The 14,276-nt window shown below is 53.8% G+C and carries 13 protein-coding genes and 1 tRNA gene; 4 read left to right on the plus strand and 10 right to left on the minus strand.

Annotated features, from left to right (window positions below; translation table 11 throughout):
* Positions 1–4: 4 nt before the first annotated feature.
* Together AKG35_RS09835 and psbH are read right to left on the minus strand one after the other, a co-directional pair.
* Complete coding sequence (locus AKG35_RS09835) at positions 5–280, minus strand: TatA/E family twin arginine-targeting protein translocase (protein WP_011131203.1); 276 nt, start codon at positions 278–280, stop codon at positions 5–7.
* A gap of 34 nt (positions 281–314) precedes the next feature.
* Positions 315–503, minus strand: coding sequence for a photosystem II reaction center phosphoprotein PsbH (psbH, locus tag AKG35_RS09840; RefSeq protein WP_011131204.1), 189 nt, complete (start codon positions 501–503; stop codon positions 315–317).
* Between the two features lie 87 nt (positions 504–590).
* Between psbH and psbN the strand changes: the two genes are divergently transcribed.
* Positions 591–734, plus strand: a complete 144-nt coding sequence (gene psbN / locus AKG35_RS09845) for a photosystem II reaction center protein PsbN (RefSeq protein ID WP_011827045.1) — start codon at positions 591–593, stop codon at positions 732–734.
* A gap of 8 nt (positions 735–742) precedes the next feature.
* Here the strand turns inward: psbN and AKG35_RS09850 are convergent, their stop codons facing one another.
* Positions 743–3,757, minus strand: a complete 3,015-nt coding sequence (locus AKG35_RS09850) for an alpha-mannosidase (protein ID WP_041384681.1) — start codon at positions 3,755–3,757, stop codon at positions 743–745.
* Between the two features lie 63 nt (positions 3,758–3,820).
* On the opposite strand from AKG35_RS09850, the gene AKG35_RS12470 reads away from it, so the two are divergent.
* Together AKG35_RS12470 and AKG35_RS09855 are read left to right on the plus strand one after the other, a co-directional pair.
* Positions 3,821–3,940 carry a photosystem II reaction center protein I gene (locus tag AKG35_RS12470; RefSeq protein WP_011131207.1) on the plus strand — a complete coding sequence of 40 codons (120 nt, stop codon included), beginning with the start codon at positions 3,821–3,823 and terminating at the stop codon, positions 3,938–3,940.
* Positions 3,941–4,045: 105 nt separating this feature from the next.
* Entirely contained in the window at positions 4,046–7,282 is a 3,237-nt protein-coding gene (locus tag AKG35_RS09855) for a DUF3769 domain-containing protein (RefSeq protein ID WP_071818089.1), read from the plus strand.
* Positions 7,283–7,291: 9 nt separating this feature from the next.
* Here AKG35_RS09855 and AKG35_RS13040 read toward each other — a convergent pair whose 3' ends face one another.
* From AKG35_RS13040 to AKG35_RS09890, 7 genes are all read right to left on the minus strand, one after another.
* The gene (locus AKG35_RS13040) at positions 7,292–7,747 is read right to left on the minus strand and encodes a pentapeptide repeat-containing protein (protein ID WP_041385219.1); all 456 of its coding nucleotides are present in this window, start codon (positions 7,745–7,747) and stop codon (positions 7,292–7,294) included.
* Between the two features lie 96 nt (positions 7,748–7,843).
* Positions 7,844–8,476, minus strand: a complete 633-nt coding sequence (locus AKG35_RS09865; protein WP_041384683.1) for a 3-isopropylmalate dehydratase small subunit — start codon at positions 8,474–8,476, stop codon at positions 7,844–7,846.
* The gene (gene leuC / locus AKG35_RS09870) at positions 8,473–9,909 is read right to left on the minus strand and encodes a 3-isopropylmalate dehydratase large subunit (RefSeq protein ID WP_011131211.1); all 1,437 of its coding nucleotides are present in this window, start codon (positions 9,907–9,909) and stop codon (positions 8,473–8,475) included. Before leuC ends, AKG35_RS09865 begins: the two co-directional genes overlap by 4 nt.
* 25 nt (positions 9,910–9,934) lie before the next feature.
* Entirely contained in the window at positions 9,935–11,206 is a 1,272-nt protein-coding gene (locus AKG35_RS09875) for a competence/damage-inducible protein A (RefSeq protein ID WP_197524614.1), read from the minus strand.
* A complete protein-coding gene (locus tag AKG35_RS09880; RefSeq protein ID WP_011131213.1) occupies positions 11,199–12,344 on the minus strand; it encodes an MraY family glycosyltransferase in 1,146 nt (381 codons plus the stop codon). The genes AKG35_RS09875 and AKG35_RS09880 overlap by 8 nt, the downstream gene beginning before the upstream one ends.
* A gap of 88 nt (positions 12,345–12,432) precedes the next feature.
* Positions 12,433–13,722: a serine hydroxymethyltransferase gene (glyA, locus tag AKG35_RS09885; protein ID WP_011131214.1), complete on the minus strand. Its 1,290-nt coding sequence runs from the start codon at positions 13,720–13,722 to the stop codon at positions 12,433–12,435.
* A 125-nt stretch (positions 13,723–13,847) separates the two neighbouring features.
* Positions 13,848–13,921: transfer RNA gene (locus AKG35_RS09890), tRNA-Arg, on the minus strand.
* Between the two features lie 92 nt (positions 13,922–14,013).
* Here AKG35_RS09890 and AKG35_RS12475 point away from each other — a divergent pair.
* On the plus strand, positions 14,014–14,268 hold the full coding sequence (locus tag AKG35_RS12475; RefSeq protein ID WP_011131215.1) for a 2TM domain-containing protein: 255 nt from the start codon (positions 14,014–14,016) through the stop codon (positions 14,266–14,268).
* Positions 14,269–14,276: the final 8 nt, after the last annotated feature.

Consider the following 14,276-nt stretch of genomic DNA (forward strand, 5'->3'; position numbering starts at 1 on the left):
ACTCTCAGCTAGCGGGAGGGTTTTTAGCCTCCTGAGGGGTTTCACCTATTGCATTGGTGTCTTGCTGCATGGACTCTTCCGTCGCAGCCTGTTCGATGGACTCAGGTTCTGCCATCGTTTTATGAATCTCACGCTCGAATTCCTTTGAGGCTGCCTGAAAACCTTTCAAGGTTTTACCAAGCGTGCGACCAAACTCTGGAAGTCGTTTAGGTCCAAAGACAAGCAGGGCTATGGCGCCGATAACCGCCATCTCGGGGAGACCGATGCCGAACACATTCATAGGCGAGCCTCAGCCCAGCAGAGCCGAGGACAATCTATTCAAAGCTGATGCTTTGGAGAAGAAGCGACTGGTTGTAGATCTGCAAGATGGTCACCAGGAAAATCAGCAACATGAAGCCGATCCCAGCCATCACTGGGGTAGTGCCCCAACCTGGCACTACCTTGCCAGGGGCGTAGCCGGGTAGAGATTTGATCAGATTTCCCAGACGGGTGCTTTGAGCCATAACGGAGCTTCGGTCTCGGATGGTGATTAAGCATGCCTACTGTAATGGTCATAGTCCGCATACGGACTAATCCTGTCGAGAGATGTGATGGAAAACTCCTCCTCCGAGACCTACTCCCTGCTCATTGCCATGGTCACCATCACCTTCGGGCTGACCGGATACGGGCTCTACACAGCTTTTGGTCCTCCCTCAAAAGAACTCGAAGACCCCTTTGAAGAACACGAAGACTGACGATCACATCAATCGACACGCTCAAGCAATAGTTCAGCCAACTCTCCAGGCTTCAGCTCTACCGCTTCGCCGAGACAGGACTCGTGAGCGCTACCAACCCGCCAAGTCTTCCCTACGGCCCAAGACTGGCGTGTTGCACCGGCATTAAGCACGCTGAGCTTCAGCTGCCTTAATTCGGCATACGTCACAGCCAATGGAATCAGCTTTGAAGGCAGCGACGGCAATCCTGACCATGACACCTTGAGATCAGAAGGCCCCAACCAGCCCGGCTCTCGAAAAGCCAACGCTGCCTGAGGCACAGCCTCCCGACTCCAACCATCGGGAACAGGCATCAGTGCTAATCGCTGACGATGCCAACCCCGATCAGCCGAGGGATCTGGCCAGGTAGCCCCTCTAAGCAGAGAAACACCAAGCCTGTCTGGGCACACATGAACGCCCTGAGGCCCATCCAATAACACCGCAAGGCCACCGCCCGGCGCCGCCGACTCGCTCGCCAACCAGGAGATCACAGGGACCTCCCAACGTGCTTTTTCCCTAGCCGTCATAGCGTCAGCAGGCCGTTCAATGACTCCACCGCTGGTATCCGCCGCCCATCTCACCGCTGAGCAAGCCAGGGGAACCTCCAAACGCAGTAGCTCATGACTTTGACGCCAATCCACGCCTAGACGCAGCTCGAGCCAGGGGCAATCAGCTCTCAGCTGCACATCAAGGCGCAGAGCACTGCTCCCAGCCCAACCTCGCAAGACCAAGCGCGCTACAAGAGGTCCGCGCTCCACCAGCTCCATCGAACTATTCCAGTTCAGAGCCAATGGATGCTGGCGATAATCTGCCGCCAGATCCCAGGCGTCCCAAAATTCGCCACTATCGCGAAAAAGCCCCCAGATCAGAGGTCCTGCCAACTGAGGTGTCCCGTTCCGATCCCAAAGTTGCTGCAAGCCTTCGGCACCAAAATCAGCTTGCAAAAGGCCATTACTAATCCGCCAACCGCCTTGGTCAAGGGACTGAATCTGCACAACCCCACGAACAGGTAAGCCATCAACAACATCTAAGGCCTTACTGACACAACGCTGAAGCGGAACGGCTGTCACCCCTTGCTGCACAGGCAACTGCACCCAGGTTCCGCCTCCCTTGGCCTCTTGGCATGGAAGCTGCCTACCGGCGCTGCCCCATTGATCTCGTGGCAATCTCAGCACAGGCGACCAACGCTGTAGTGGCTGTAGACCCATCCAGACCCAGCACCCACCCGAAGACTCTGAATCGCATCGATCGGAGCAGGACACCCCACTGCGAAAAAGCTGCTGCAGATGCTGATCGCGGCTCCGCCTTGATTCACGACATGACGATCGCCAGACCGGCACAGCCTGCTCAAACACTTCAGGAATCGATGTGCCTGGAAGGATGTCGTGAAATTGCTGAAAGAGCAAAGGCCGCCAATCTGGCAATGAAGATGCAGAGGTTCCAGGAACGTCAGCCCTATCGCCAAGCTGGCAAGCCAGCAAAGCTATAGCCAGGTCGGCTTCCCTCAAAAGCCTTTCAAGGTGACGGTTTTGACGCTTCTGATCGGGACGGGTCGTCGCACAACCGCGATGAAGCTCCAAATAGAGCTCATCACGCCACACCGGCAAAGTCTCAGCATGAGCTTCAAGCGTCACAAGGTAAGCCCTTACTGTGCCCGGCCTCTGGGGCAAAGCCTGAGGATGATCCTCCCAAAGCTGCAGCTGCTCTAGCATTTCTGCAGTGGGGCCACCTCCATGGTCGCCAACTCCCGGAACCCACAAAGCCTCTTCAACAGCGGTAGACGCCTGCCAAGACCGCTGCTCGCGAAGCATGGCCATCGGATTCCCATCAGTGCCAATTGGCGGAAGCATCAGCGCTAGCACCTCAGCCTGGCCACGACTGCACCAACGAAACAGTCGATGCGGGAAGGGATTACTGGCATTCCAGGCCAGTTTATGGGTGCAGAACCAACGGATTCCTGTCTGGGTAGCTACCGCTGGCAAACCAGCGGCAAAGCCAAAGCTGTCTGGAAGCCAGGCCAACTGATGAGACCACTCCGGAAATGCTGATCGGCTGTACTGCTGTCCAAGCGTGAACTGTCGCCAAAGCGAAGCAGTGCTCACCAGCACACAATCAGTCTCGACCCAAGGGCCATTGATCGGCTCCCAACGACCTGCCCGACTTGCATCCTGAAGCGCAGCAAAAAGAGTTGGACGGTGATGTTCAACCCACTGATAGAGAGCTGGCGAGGAGTGGCTGAAATGGAAATCAGGAAATCGCTGCATCAGGTGCAGCACAGAGCGGAACGTGCGCTCTGCCGCCTGCCAAGTGTCAGCCACTGACCACAGCCAGGCCAAATCAAGATGGGCATGGCCGATCCAATGGATCAGCCCCGGCGGCTGCGCTGCATTGCGTAGTTGCTGTTCGACAGCCACGGTTGCCTCCTGACTGTGCGGATCCAGCTCAAGCCAAGCCTCCGGCAACACCTCTCCCACCTCTAAATAGAGCGCCAGCGCTTCAGGCAGCAGAACCTGATCTAGATCCACTGCACCGGCCCTGGGTTCCAGCACCAACTCACTGTTGATCAACGCGCCATCGTCATGAATAGGACTCCTCAACTCCAGCAAGAGTGTTAGAGGTCGCTCCCAAGGGATCGATTCAGGAAGGCTCCACCGACAAGTGGTATCGAACAGATCCCCCTCATGCACCAACACACCATCCACCCACAGCCGCATCTGATCAGCCCACCAACCCAAGACCAGCCGCAAAGAACTTGCTTGAGCTTGTCTCCAATCTTCCGGACAAAGGATCTCCTGCTGCAATTGCAGCCATACTCCGCCTCGAGGCCAGACCAATAAACCCCTTGCAACCCAGTCGGGTCGATGGATTTGAGCCCAATCATCTTGAAGCAGAGACCACCGATCACGATCCCCTACGCGATACCAACCTGGCTTGAGATCCCACCGAGAGCGACTTCGAAAAGTTTCAATCCACGCCAATCGTCGGGCTTGAAGCTGCTCCTCCATCCCTAAGTGCCCTCTATGCCCCATAAGATGTCATCGATGTACTAGAAGCTGAACGGTCTCTCCATGCTCGCCCTCAAGCTCTCCGTTTACTCGGTCGTCTTCTTCTTTATTGCGGTTTTCGTCTTCGGCTTCTTGGCCAGCGATCCTTCGAGGACACCAGCCCGTAAGGATCTCGAAGACTAAAAGCCTTTGCAAGCGAAACTTCTCGGGTCACGCAACACACTGGACTGAGGCCTGCTCATATCTTCCATCAATTATGGGAAGATCAGCTGACCCAGCTGAAGCCTATTGGCGGCGAACAGTCCCCCAACCCTTCTCATTGGGCTCTTTCTTGCGACAGGGTTAATCCCTGCTGAAGCAAATTCTCAGTCAAGCAACTCATACAAAGAAGTCACCTCCTCGCCCACCCAAACGGCTCCTATCGCAAGATCAGGGGGGCAGTTGAGGCAATCAGCAGGCCTTCAACGCCAGCCCAGCCTTCCAGAACAATCTCTCCAACCTCCCCGAGAGCTCAAACTTCGGGCTAACCGCCAACGCTATGACGCCCGACAAGAGCGTTTTATCGCTGAAGGTAACGTCAAGGCCGTTCTCAATGGAGGCGTCCTTCATGCAGACCGCATTGAGTTCGACAGCAACTTCAACACCCTTTATGCCAGGGGTAGCGTTAATTACCGCAAGGGATCTCAGTACTTCCAAGCCAGTTCCCTCCGCTACAGCCTGATTCAAAAAGAAGGGGAGCTTGAGGACGTCTATGGCGTTCTAGATCTCGACAGCGCAGCAATCGACCTTGGCCCCAATTCACTCGATGCAGCTCAGATCCCACAAAGCCCCTCAAAGCCACCACGGCGCCTAGCAATACAAGAAAGTAAAAGCCTCGGGTTCCCCACAGCTTTAGACGTTGAATTAAACAGCACCACCGCTGGAGCTATCAGCAACCAGAACGCTTCAACAACGATCTGGGATCAAAGTCTTGCCCAAAACAATCAATGGGTCCAGCTAGATCAGCCACCACAATCGTCCGAGAAATCTCGACAAGACGCAAACAACCAACCAGGCATGGCCTGTCCACCTGTGCTGCCACCGATACCAGATTGGCATCCCCATCCCTGGGCCGTAACGGCTTGGGGTGGCCAGATGATTGATTCAAATTTTGGAGACACCTTTCTCTTCAATGGCCGAATGAGGGAGGAATATCTCCTGGGCCTGGGTCTGCAGAAAAGAATCGCTCGTGCAGGCCCCTTCGCTCTTGAACTAGAAACAGACCTCTTTGCTCACCATGCCAACCAACAAGCTGGAGGAGCATTCAATCAATCAGTACCATTTGCAGACACACCTGCGCAGAGCTTTGGTGAAGGTGTGCTGGGTATAGGAGCACGGCTATGGGTGCAACCGTGGTTGAGTTTTGGCGTGATCGAGGGAATTAGCTTCAATACGGCCTATAGCAACTATGAGAAGACCTACCGCGAGAACTATGCAAAATTGCTCAACTATCTGAGCTTTGAGCTTGAAGCCGCAGTCTCACAAGAACTCTCTCTTGTGGGACGCATTCACCATCGCTCAGGAGCCTTCGGCACCTATAGCGGTGTCAAGGAAGGAAGTAATGCTTACCTTGTTGGCTTGAGATACCGCTGGGGCCAAGACAAAACTGCACCGCAGCAAGTTGACGTTCCGCCACCACTGGGTTGTCCTGACCCCGATCGTGCTAATCGAATAACTCGCCAAGGGCTCCACGAGACCCTTGAGTCGATCACCCTTGGAGAGGGTGACCCTAAAGCCCAAGCAGAAGCTCTCCCTCTTGGCACCAGACCTCCCCAAGCTGTTGCCACGCGACAAAGACTCGCCCAGACGAATTCATCGACGCTCTCTCCAGCAGAGCAAGAAGCTTTGCGCGCCAAGGCAATTGCCAAGATCGATCAACGTATTAGCAGCATCCAGTTCCAACAAGCTCTCACCATTGGATTGCAAAGAGGAAATCTGGCCTCAGCAAGGGAGGCAAGAGAAACAAATGCATATGGCGGAGTTAAAGTTTCTCAATTAAAGCAAGTAGCGCACACTAAGCTAATCACAGGATCGATCAGCCGCTGGAGGATTCAAGCCGCCAATGTCACGATCAACCCAGAGGGATGGAAAGCAGATCGCATGGGCTTCTCCAATGATCCCTACACACCTTCTCAAACGCGTATTGATGCCGAAGATGTAATTGCCACTGAAGAACCTAGTGGAGATATTGTAATCCAAAGCCGCCGCAATCGACTAATTATAGAAGATCGTTTTCCCATCCCAGTCTCCAGAACACAAACCATCAAAAAGCAGGAAGAAGTTGAGAACCGTTGGGTATTTGGCATAGACAATAATGATCGAGATGGTTTCTTTGTTGGCCGTGATCTAAAACCTATTGAGCTAACAAAGAACTACACCCTCTCCCTACAGCCTCAATTCCTTCTAGAGCGAGCCATCGACGGAGAGACAAAAAGCTACGTCGCTCCTGACAGCTCGATTGACAGCCAAAAAATAACCCAGCCAATTACGGCCGCTGATTTATTCGGCCTAGAAGCAGAACTAACTGGGAGCACTTTGGGGTGGGATGTTGATATTAATGCTGATATAAGCACCTTTAACCCCCAAAACATTGCTAATGGAAGCCGTTACTGGGGTGATCTCAAAAGGAACTTTGATATCCCCTGGATTGGCTCTTTACAGGCCAACCTTTTTGCGGCTTATCGCTACGAAGCCTGGAATGGATCCTTAGGAGAAACTGATATTTATTCAGCCTATGGTGCCTTCCTCCAAAAGGAAGGTGATTGGTCATGGGGGAAATTAAGAAACAACTTTCTCATCAGGACTGGTGTAGGCAACTATCAAGCGGAATCATTTACCAATGAAAATCTTTCAGATCTATGGCGTATCAACTTCTATGGATCTCTAAATAGTAGGTACCCAGTCTGGCGTGGCAAGCCTGCTGCCCTCACGCCAGAAGCAGCCTACCGGTATTCTCCTGTAGCTATCGTACCTGGTCTGGACTTTAGAACTAATCTAAGAGCCACATTAAGCGCTTACAGTAGTGAAATTAATACTGCTACTCAAAACACCATTACTTTTAGTGCTGGACCAACCCTGACTCTAGGAACATTCAGCAAACCTTTCCTTGACTACACACAACTTTCGCTCAGCGGCGGAATAACTCTAAAAGAAGGCGAAAGCCCATTTGAATTTGACCAAGCCGTTGACTTAGGGACATTTGGGATAGGCATCAACCAGCAAATTGCAGGCCCTTTAGTACTTAGTGCAGGCATAGGAATGAATGTAGACCCCGACTCCATTTACTACGGCGACATCATTAACTCAAACATCGAACTGCGCTGGCAACGTCGTTCCTATGACTTCGGTTTTTACTTCAACCCCTACCAAGGCATCGGTGGCTTTCGTTTCCGTCTTAATGATTTCAACTTCACAGGCACCGGCGTACCTTTTGTTCCATATACACCCATTAATCAATTCGATCAATTTGAAGATCAACTTTTCTAATCCACTTGATCAAGGAGCACCCCCATAAATCAAATGACTACCAGTTAAATCAGCCCCGGCAAACTGCATTCCTTCTGTAAGCACGTCTGGTGAGTAAGCATTGATCACCACAGCCTCACGTAAATCTGCACGCCGCAAGTCTGTCCCACTCAACTCAGTATTCGTAAGCACCGCCCCATTGAGCTGAGCATCATCCAAGCGAGCACCACTTAGATCAGCACCCTCAAGATTCGCTCCCTCAAGACGAGCACCCCGCAGATCAGCATCGCGAAGGTCTACACCAATCAAATGAGCATCACGGAGGTCTGCACCGCGCAAATCACAACTCCTACACGCTCCGAATTGGTACAACTGCTCCATCTGTGTTGTAAAAGGCTCAACATTGAGCGACACAACTGGCGCCGCAAATGCTGGAGGAGCTAACAGAACGAGCACCACAGTCCAGATATAACGGAGAGAAACCATGACCAGCTCGCTTTCTCTTTTCATAGACACGCTGCAAATAATCTGCCGCAGCAAATCACTAAAAATTCAATCTTCCGCTTCCTCAACAAACAACATTCAATGCAGAGACGCCACAAAATCATTGAGGTATGGGAGGTCTGCCATCGTGCGCTTTAGGGCTGCGTCCTGAGCCACTAACTGCGATGTGGCATCCCAACGTCCGCTAAGCAGCATCTCGCGAGGGCCAGACTCAATCTGTAAATCCCATGAACCCGCAGCACTCGTCAACTTCTGAGCCTGAAGATTGAAGCCCCAGCACTGCGACGGATCCGCTGCTACCGCCTGCTGCAAGGCATCAATCTGAGCAAAGGCGGCAGTTGCACATGGAATTCCCAGCGCTAGACAGTTGCCATAGAAGATTTCTGCAAAGCTCTGTCCAATCAGCGCACGGACACCCCAGCGCATCAAAGCTTGCGGTGCATGTTCACGACTAGAACCACAGCCAAAATTATCATTAACAACCAAGATCGAAGCACCCTGATGAACCTTCAGGTCGAAGGGATGTGAACCACCCAGTTCCAAGCGATCATCCTCAAAAACCTGATCTCCCAGCGCCTCGAAACTCACACATTTAAGAAACCTGGCTGGGATGATCCGATCCGTGTCAATGTCGTCACCACGCAACATCACGGCACGGCCCCGAACCTGGTCTATAGAGCCATGGGGGAAAGGTATAGCCTCAATCGTCATTGGTGGAAGCTTTTAGAAGGAACAGTGTTGCTGATTAGCTTGCGCACATCAGTGACCTGACCGGTAATGGCAGCAGCAGCCACCATTGCGGGGCTCATCAACAAGGTGCGGCCTCGGGACGAACCCTGACGCCCCTTGAAATTCCTGTTACTGGAACTTGCACTGATCTGACGCCCCTCAAGACGATCAGGATTCATTGCCAGACACATGGAACAGCCTGGTTCACGCCATTCAAATCCAGCCTTCCGAAAAACACCATCAAGCCCCTCTGCTTCCGCAGCCCTGGCGACTTGTTCCGATCCTGGCACCACAAAGGCCTTGATCCCTTGTGCTACATGGCGGCCCTTGGCGATAGCGGCAGCAGCCTTTAAATCACTAAGACGACCATTGGTGCAACTGCCAATAAAACAAACATCAACTGGAACCCCTTCAATCGCCATTCCCGGCTCCAAATCCATATAGCGACAAGCTTCCTCGGAGATTGGACGTTCACTTGGCTCAAGCGAATCAGCAGTCGGTACCGATTCGTCTACAGCAATGCCCTGACCGGGAGTGATGCCCCAGGTCACCATGGGCGCAATACTGGCCGCATCAAAGGTCACCTCATCATCAAAAACAGCATTTGGATCACTGGCCAAGCTCCTCCACCAGGCCACTGCCCGATGCAAAGCCTCCCCAGTAGGCGCATAAAACCGTCCTTGCAAATAGTCAAAAGTGACCCCATCAGGATTGACATATCCGCAGCGGGCGCCTCCCTCAATCGCCATATTGCAGAGGGTCATGCGTTCTTCCATAGAGAGCACATCAATGGCTGGTCCGGCGAACTCATAGGCATAGCCCACGCCAGCTTTGACCCCAAGGCTTCGGATCACATGAAGGATCAAATCCTTGGCATAAACACCGGAACCAAGCTGACCGTCGACCCAGATCCGGCGCACCTTGAGCTTGTTCATGGCAAGACTCTGACTAGCAAGCACATCCCGCACCTGGCTGGTGCCGATGCCGAACGCAATGGCGCCAAACGCCCCATGAGTGGACGTGTGTGAGTCACCACAAGCCACAGTCATGCCCGGCTGGGTCAGCCCCAACTCAGGAGCTATCACATGCACGATGCCCTGGCGGCCACTGCCAAGGCCGCAAAGAACAATCCCGTAGTTGGCACAGTTTCGTTCCAAGGTGCTGAGCATCTCCTCAGCCAAAGGGTCAGCAAACGGACGCTTCTGACTAATCGTCGGCACGATGTGATCAACAGTCGCCACGGTGCGCTCAGGGCACCGCACCGGCAAACCCTTGTCCTGCAAAGCAGCGAAAGCCTGCGGGCTGGTGACCTCATGGATCAAATGCAAACCCACAAATAACTGAGTGGATCCACCAGGCAGGTCAGCCACCCGATGGAGATCCCACACCTTGTCGTAGAGGGTGCCGGAGCTCAAGGTTCAGAGGCAGTAGCCGAAAACCTTAGCTCCCATCCAGCAGGAGCCTGCGCAGCTGATCGAGACTGCGAACCACACTCAGCTCCTGAATTGCCAACCTTCCACGACGAACACCGAACTGCACAGGGCTTGCATCACAGCCATGCGGTCCCGCTACTGCGATATGCACTAACCCCACAGGCTTGGCGTGCGTACCACCGCCAGGGCCTGCCACACCGCTCACCGCAATGGACCAATCTGCCCCCAGCCGTTGACGCGCCCCTTCAGCCATAGCCCGCACCACAGGATCCGAAACTGCACCGTGCTGATGCAAAAGGTCTGTGGATATACCCAATAGGGCTTGCTTAATGGCATTGCTGTAAGCAATGACCCCGCCAAGAAAAACCTCAGAAGCTCTCGGAACAGCAGCCAAAGCTGCACCAACGCCGCCACCTGTACAAGACTCTGCCACTACAACGGTCTCACCTCGTTGACGCAACAAATCCAGCACAACCGATGCCAAACTCTCATCATCCGAGCCGTAACAGAACAAGCCGGTGCGATGACGGAGCGCTGCATCCACTGGATCCAATAGCTGCCTGGCTTGCTCCACCGTTGCCCCTCGGGCCGTGATCCGTAGTTTCACCTCTCCCAGGCCGGCATACGGGGCCACTGTTGGATTGCCCTGCTCAAGCAAATCAGCCACCTCTTCAGCAAGCGTGGATTCAGCAATTCCTGTAAACCGCAACAGCCGACTCACAAAGATGTCAGCAAGTCCTCCGTGCTGACGCAGCCATGGCACGGCTGTCTGGGACCACATCTGCTTCATTTCAGAAGGCACACCCGGAAAGGTGAGCACAGTGAACCCCGGCCGAGGACACCAGATCATCCCCGGCGCAGTACCGGAAGGATTTGGAAGGATTTCAGCTCCACGAGGGAACAACGCCTGTTTGCGATTGCTGATTGCAGAAATGCTGCCGCCAGCAGTGAGCTTGGCCTGAATCTCGAACCAAAGTTCTGGACGTTCCTCAAGCGGCGTATCAAAAGCAGCCGCCAAAGTTTCAGTAGTCAGATCATCAGGCGTTGGTCCGAGGCCACCAGTGGTGATCAGAATCCGACTGCGATCAACAGCCTCCAAAACTGATTCTTTGAGACGTTCAACGTTGTCTCCTACAACAGTTTGGCGGTAATGAGGGAGCCCCAGAGCAGCCAGCTCCTCAGCTAACCAACGTGCATTGCTGTTAAGGATGTTGCCAAGCAACAGCTCCGTGCCAATGCAAAGGATCTCAACACCATGCCTAGCCGAAGCTTCAGCCATGACCATCGCGATAGGCACGTGGATCACTAGGAGCTGCAAGGGGGCTAGAAGGGTCTACGAAAACACCTTCAGCACTACGTTGACGACGGCTGATCACGACTGTCGCCACGAGAATGGCTGTCGCTAAAGCCAGCCACAAAAAACGCATTTCAGCATTGGCCACCACGAGGGCCAATGCTGCTAGCCATTGTGTAAACACGTAGATCAACAACACCGTTCGGCGATGACTGAAGCCGGCGCGCAGCAGACGGTGATGAAGATGGCGACGATCAGGGTAAAAGGGAGAACGGCCTTCCCGCAAACGCCCCATAATCACCGCCGACATATCAGCCAAAGGTAGAGACAAAATCAACAGTGGCAGCAACAAACTGACGGTGGTGAGTCCCTTGGCTGGTCCCACGATGCTGATTGCTGCCAAGGTAAAACCAAGGAAATAGGAGCCGCCATCACCCATAAAAATGCGGGCTGGATTGAAGTTATGGCGCAGAAAACCAAGACAACAGCCCGCCAAAGCAGCTGCCAGAAAACCTGCAGCCACTTGATGAAGTGAAAAACTGACCGACACAAGACCAACAGCGGCAATACCAGCCACTCCTGCCGCAAGACCATCAAGACCATCTAGCCAATTGATGGCATTGGTAATACCCACAAGCCACACCAGCGTGGCAGCAAGGCTAAGCAAATCCGGCAAGGCAATTAAAGAAGAGCCTTCCCCCAACCAAGGCAACTCAATCGTTCCAATGCGTACCCCCTGAGTCCACATCGCAAACGCAACGGCCACCTGTCCTGCCAAACGAGGCCAAGGAGACAAAACGAACAAATCATCTGCTAGGCCAATCACAAAAAAGCAAAGAGCCCCCGCCAGCGTGGACCAGATCAGCTGATCCTTCGCAGGCGCAAGTAAACCAAACCCCCCCAGCCCCCATGTCACTGCCAGAGCCAAACCAAATCCCAGCACCATGGCGATGCCACCAAGACGCACCATCGGAGTGCTGTGCTGCTTGCGGGAATCAGGCTGATCAGTGAGACCGAGGTGAAGGCCTAGCGCCCGCACGAGTGGGACAACCAAAGTGGTAAGCACAGCAGCTATCACAAAGCTCGCCGTAGCAAACGCAAAGGGGCTGCTCGCGAGAGTCAAGTTTGCTCCTGTAGCAAGCGACCTTAAGAAGGGCCGATGGAATGAATCCTAGGCAGAGCAAACCTGTGATTCCAGAGCGAAGGGCCAGTCAAGCAAGCGCTGGCTGGAGGACATCCCTGTAGAGAGGGAAACGGCCACAAAGTTGTCTCACCCGTTCCAAGCACTGCGCCTTGATCGATTCATCTTGCGGTTTAAGCAAACGATCTGCAATCACATCAGCAACCTCACGGAATGCCTCATCATCAAAGCCACGAGTTGTGAGGGCCGCCGTGCCCAAGCGCAGACCACTGGTCACAAAAGGCGACTCAGGATCAAAGGGCACTGTGTTCTTATTGGCGGTGATGTTCACTTCACTGACAAGCAAATCAGCAACCTTCCCGGTCATCCCAATGCTGCGCAAATCCAGCAAGACAAGGTGATTATCTGTTCCTCCACTCACCACCGCAATCCCGCGCTCCTGAATGCGACCAGCAAGAACCTGGGCATTCGCCACCACCTGACAGCTATAAACCTGGAACTCTGGCTGAAGAGCTTCTCCTAAGGCCACAGCCTTGGCTGCAATCACATGTTCCAAAGGGCCGCCCTGACTGCCAGGAAACACTGCCTTGTCAAACTTACGGCCAAAGTCCGCATCACGACAAAGGATTAAGCCGCCTCTGGGGCCACGCAATGTCTTGTGGGTGGTCGTCGTCACCACATCACAGTGGGCGATAGGACTCGGATGGACCCCAGCCGCAACAAGGCCGGCAATGTGTGCCATGTCCGCCAACAAGTAAGCGCCCACCTCATCAGCGATGCTGCGAAAAGCAGCAAAATCGATCGTGCGGGGATAGGCCGAGTAGCCGCAGATGATCAGTTGAGGACGCTCTTTCAGGGCCAGCTGACGAACAGCCTCCATGTCGAGCTGCTGACTATCACGCTCCACGCCGTAATGAACGACCTTGAACCACTTGCCGCTGACATTGACAGGAGAACCATGAGTGAGATGCCCCCCATGGGATAGATCCATCCCCATGATGGTGTCACCGGGCTGCAACAGCGCCAGGAAGACGGCGAAGTTGGCCTGCGCGCCACTATGAGGTTGCACGTTGGCCCAAGCCGCACCAAAGAGCCGCTGAGCACGCTCGATCGCCAACTCCTCAATCGCATCGACATGCTCACAACCGCCGTAATAGCGCTTATGGGGAAGACCTTCGGCGTACTTGTTGGTGAGAACAGAACCCTGAGCCTGCATCACAGCTTGAGAAGTGAAGTTCTCACTGGCTATCAGCTCTAGATGGGTCTCCTGACGTTGCCTTTCCTGATCGATCAAGCCTGCAATCGCCGGGTCGGAATCCGTCAGGGCAGCATTAATAGAAGCCAAGAAGCGATCCGTCATTTACAGAACCCAACAGTTTTCGGATCGTAGGCAATGGTTCTTCACGTCTTAAGCAAAGCCCTTAGCCCTAAGACTGCCGCCGGACCCAAGTGCAAAAAAAAACTGCCCGAAGGGCAGTTAATCAGCGCGCCTGGAGAGATTCGAACTCCCGACCCTCTGATCCGTAGTCAGATGCTCTAATCCGCTGAGCTACAGGCGCTTAGAAGGAAACATCAGACTTCATCATGGGGGCCTTCGTCAACCGAGTCTCATCCAAGCGCCACAATCGAGAGATCTACAAGGACACTGCTCATGCCAATTCGCTGGTACGGCAACGCCGACACAACCGACCCGACCTATCAACATTTCGCTCGAATCGTCAACTTCACCCTGCATGCCATGGCCTTTGCAGCTTTCAACAGTGGCCTTTGGTTCATTCAACAAATGCGCCACCCATGGCCACACTTGGATTGGTTCAGCGAAATCTGGCTTGCTGGACTCTTCATCCACCTTGCATTTGTAGTCGTCAAAAGACCCAAGGCCAAGACCACCGAAGAGCAAGCCTGATCCCAACA

The organism is Prochlorococcus marinus str. MIT 9313 (assembly GCF_000011485.1).
Lineage (GTDB): Bacteria > Cyanobacteriota > Cyanobacteriia > PCC-6307 > Cyanobiaceae > Prochlorococcus > Prochlorococcus marinus_D.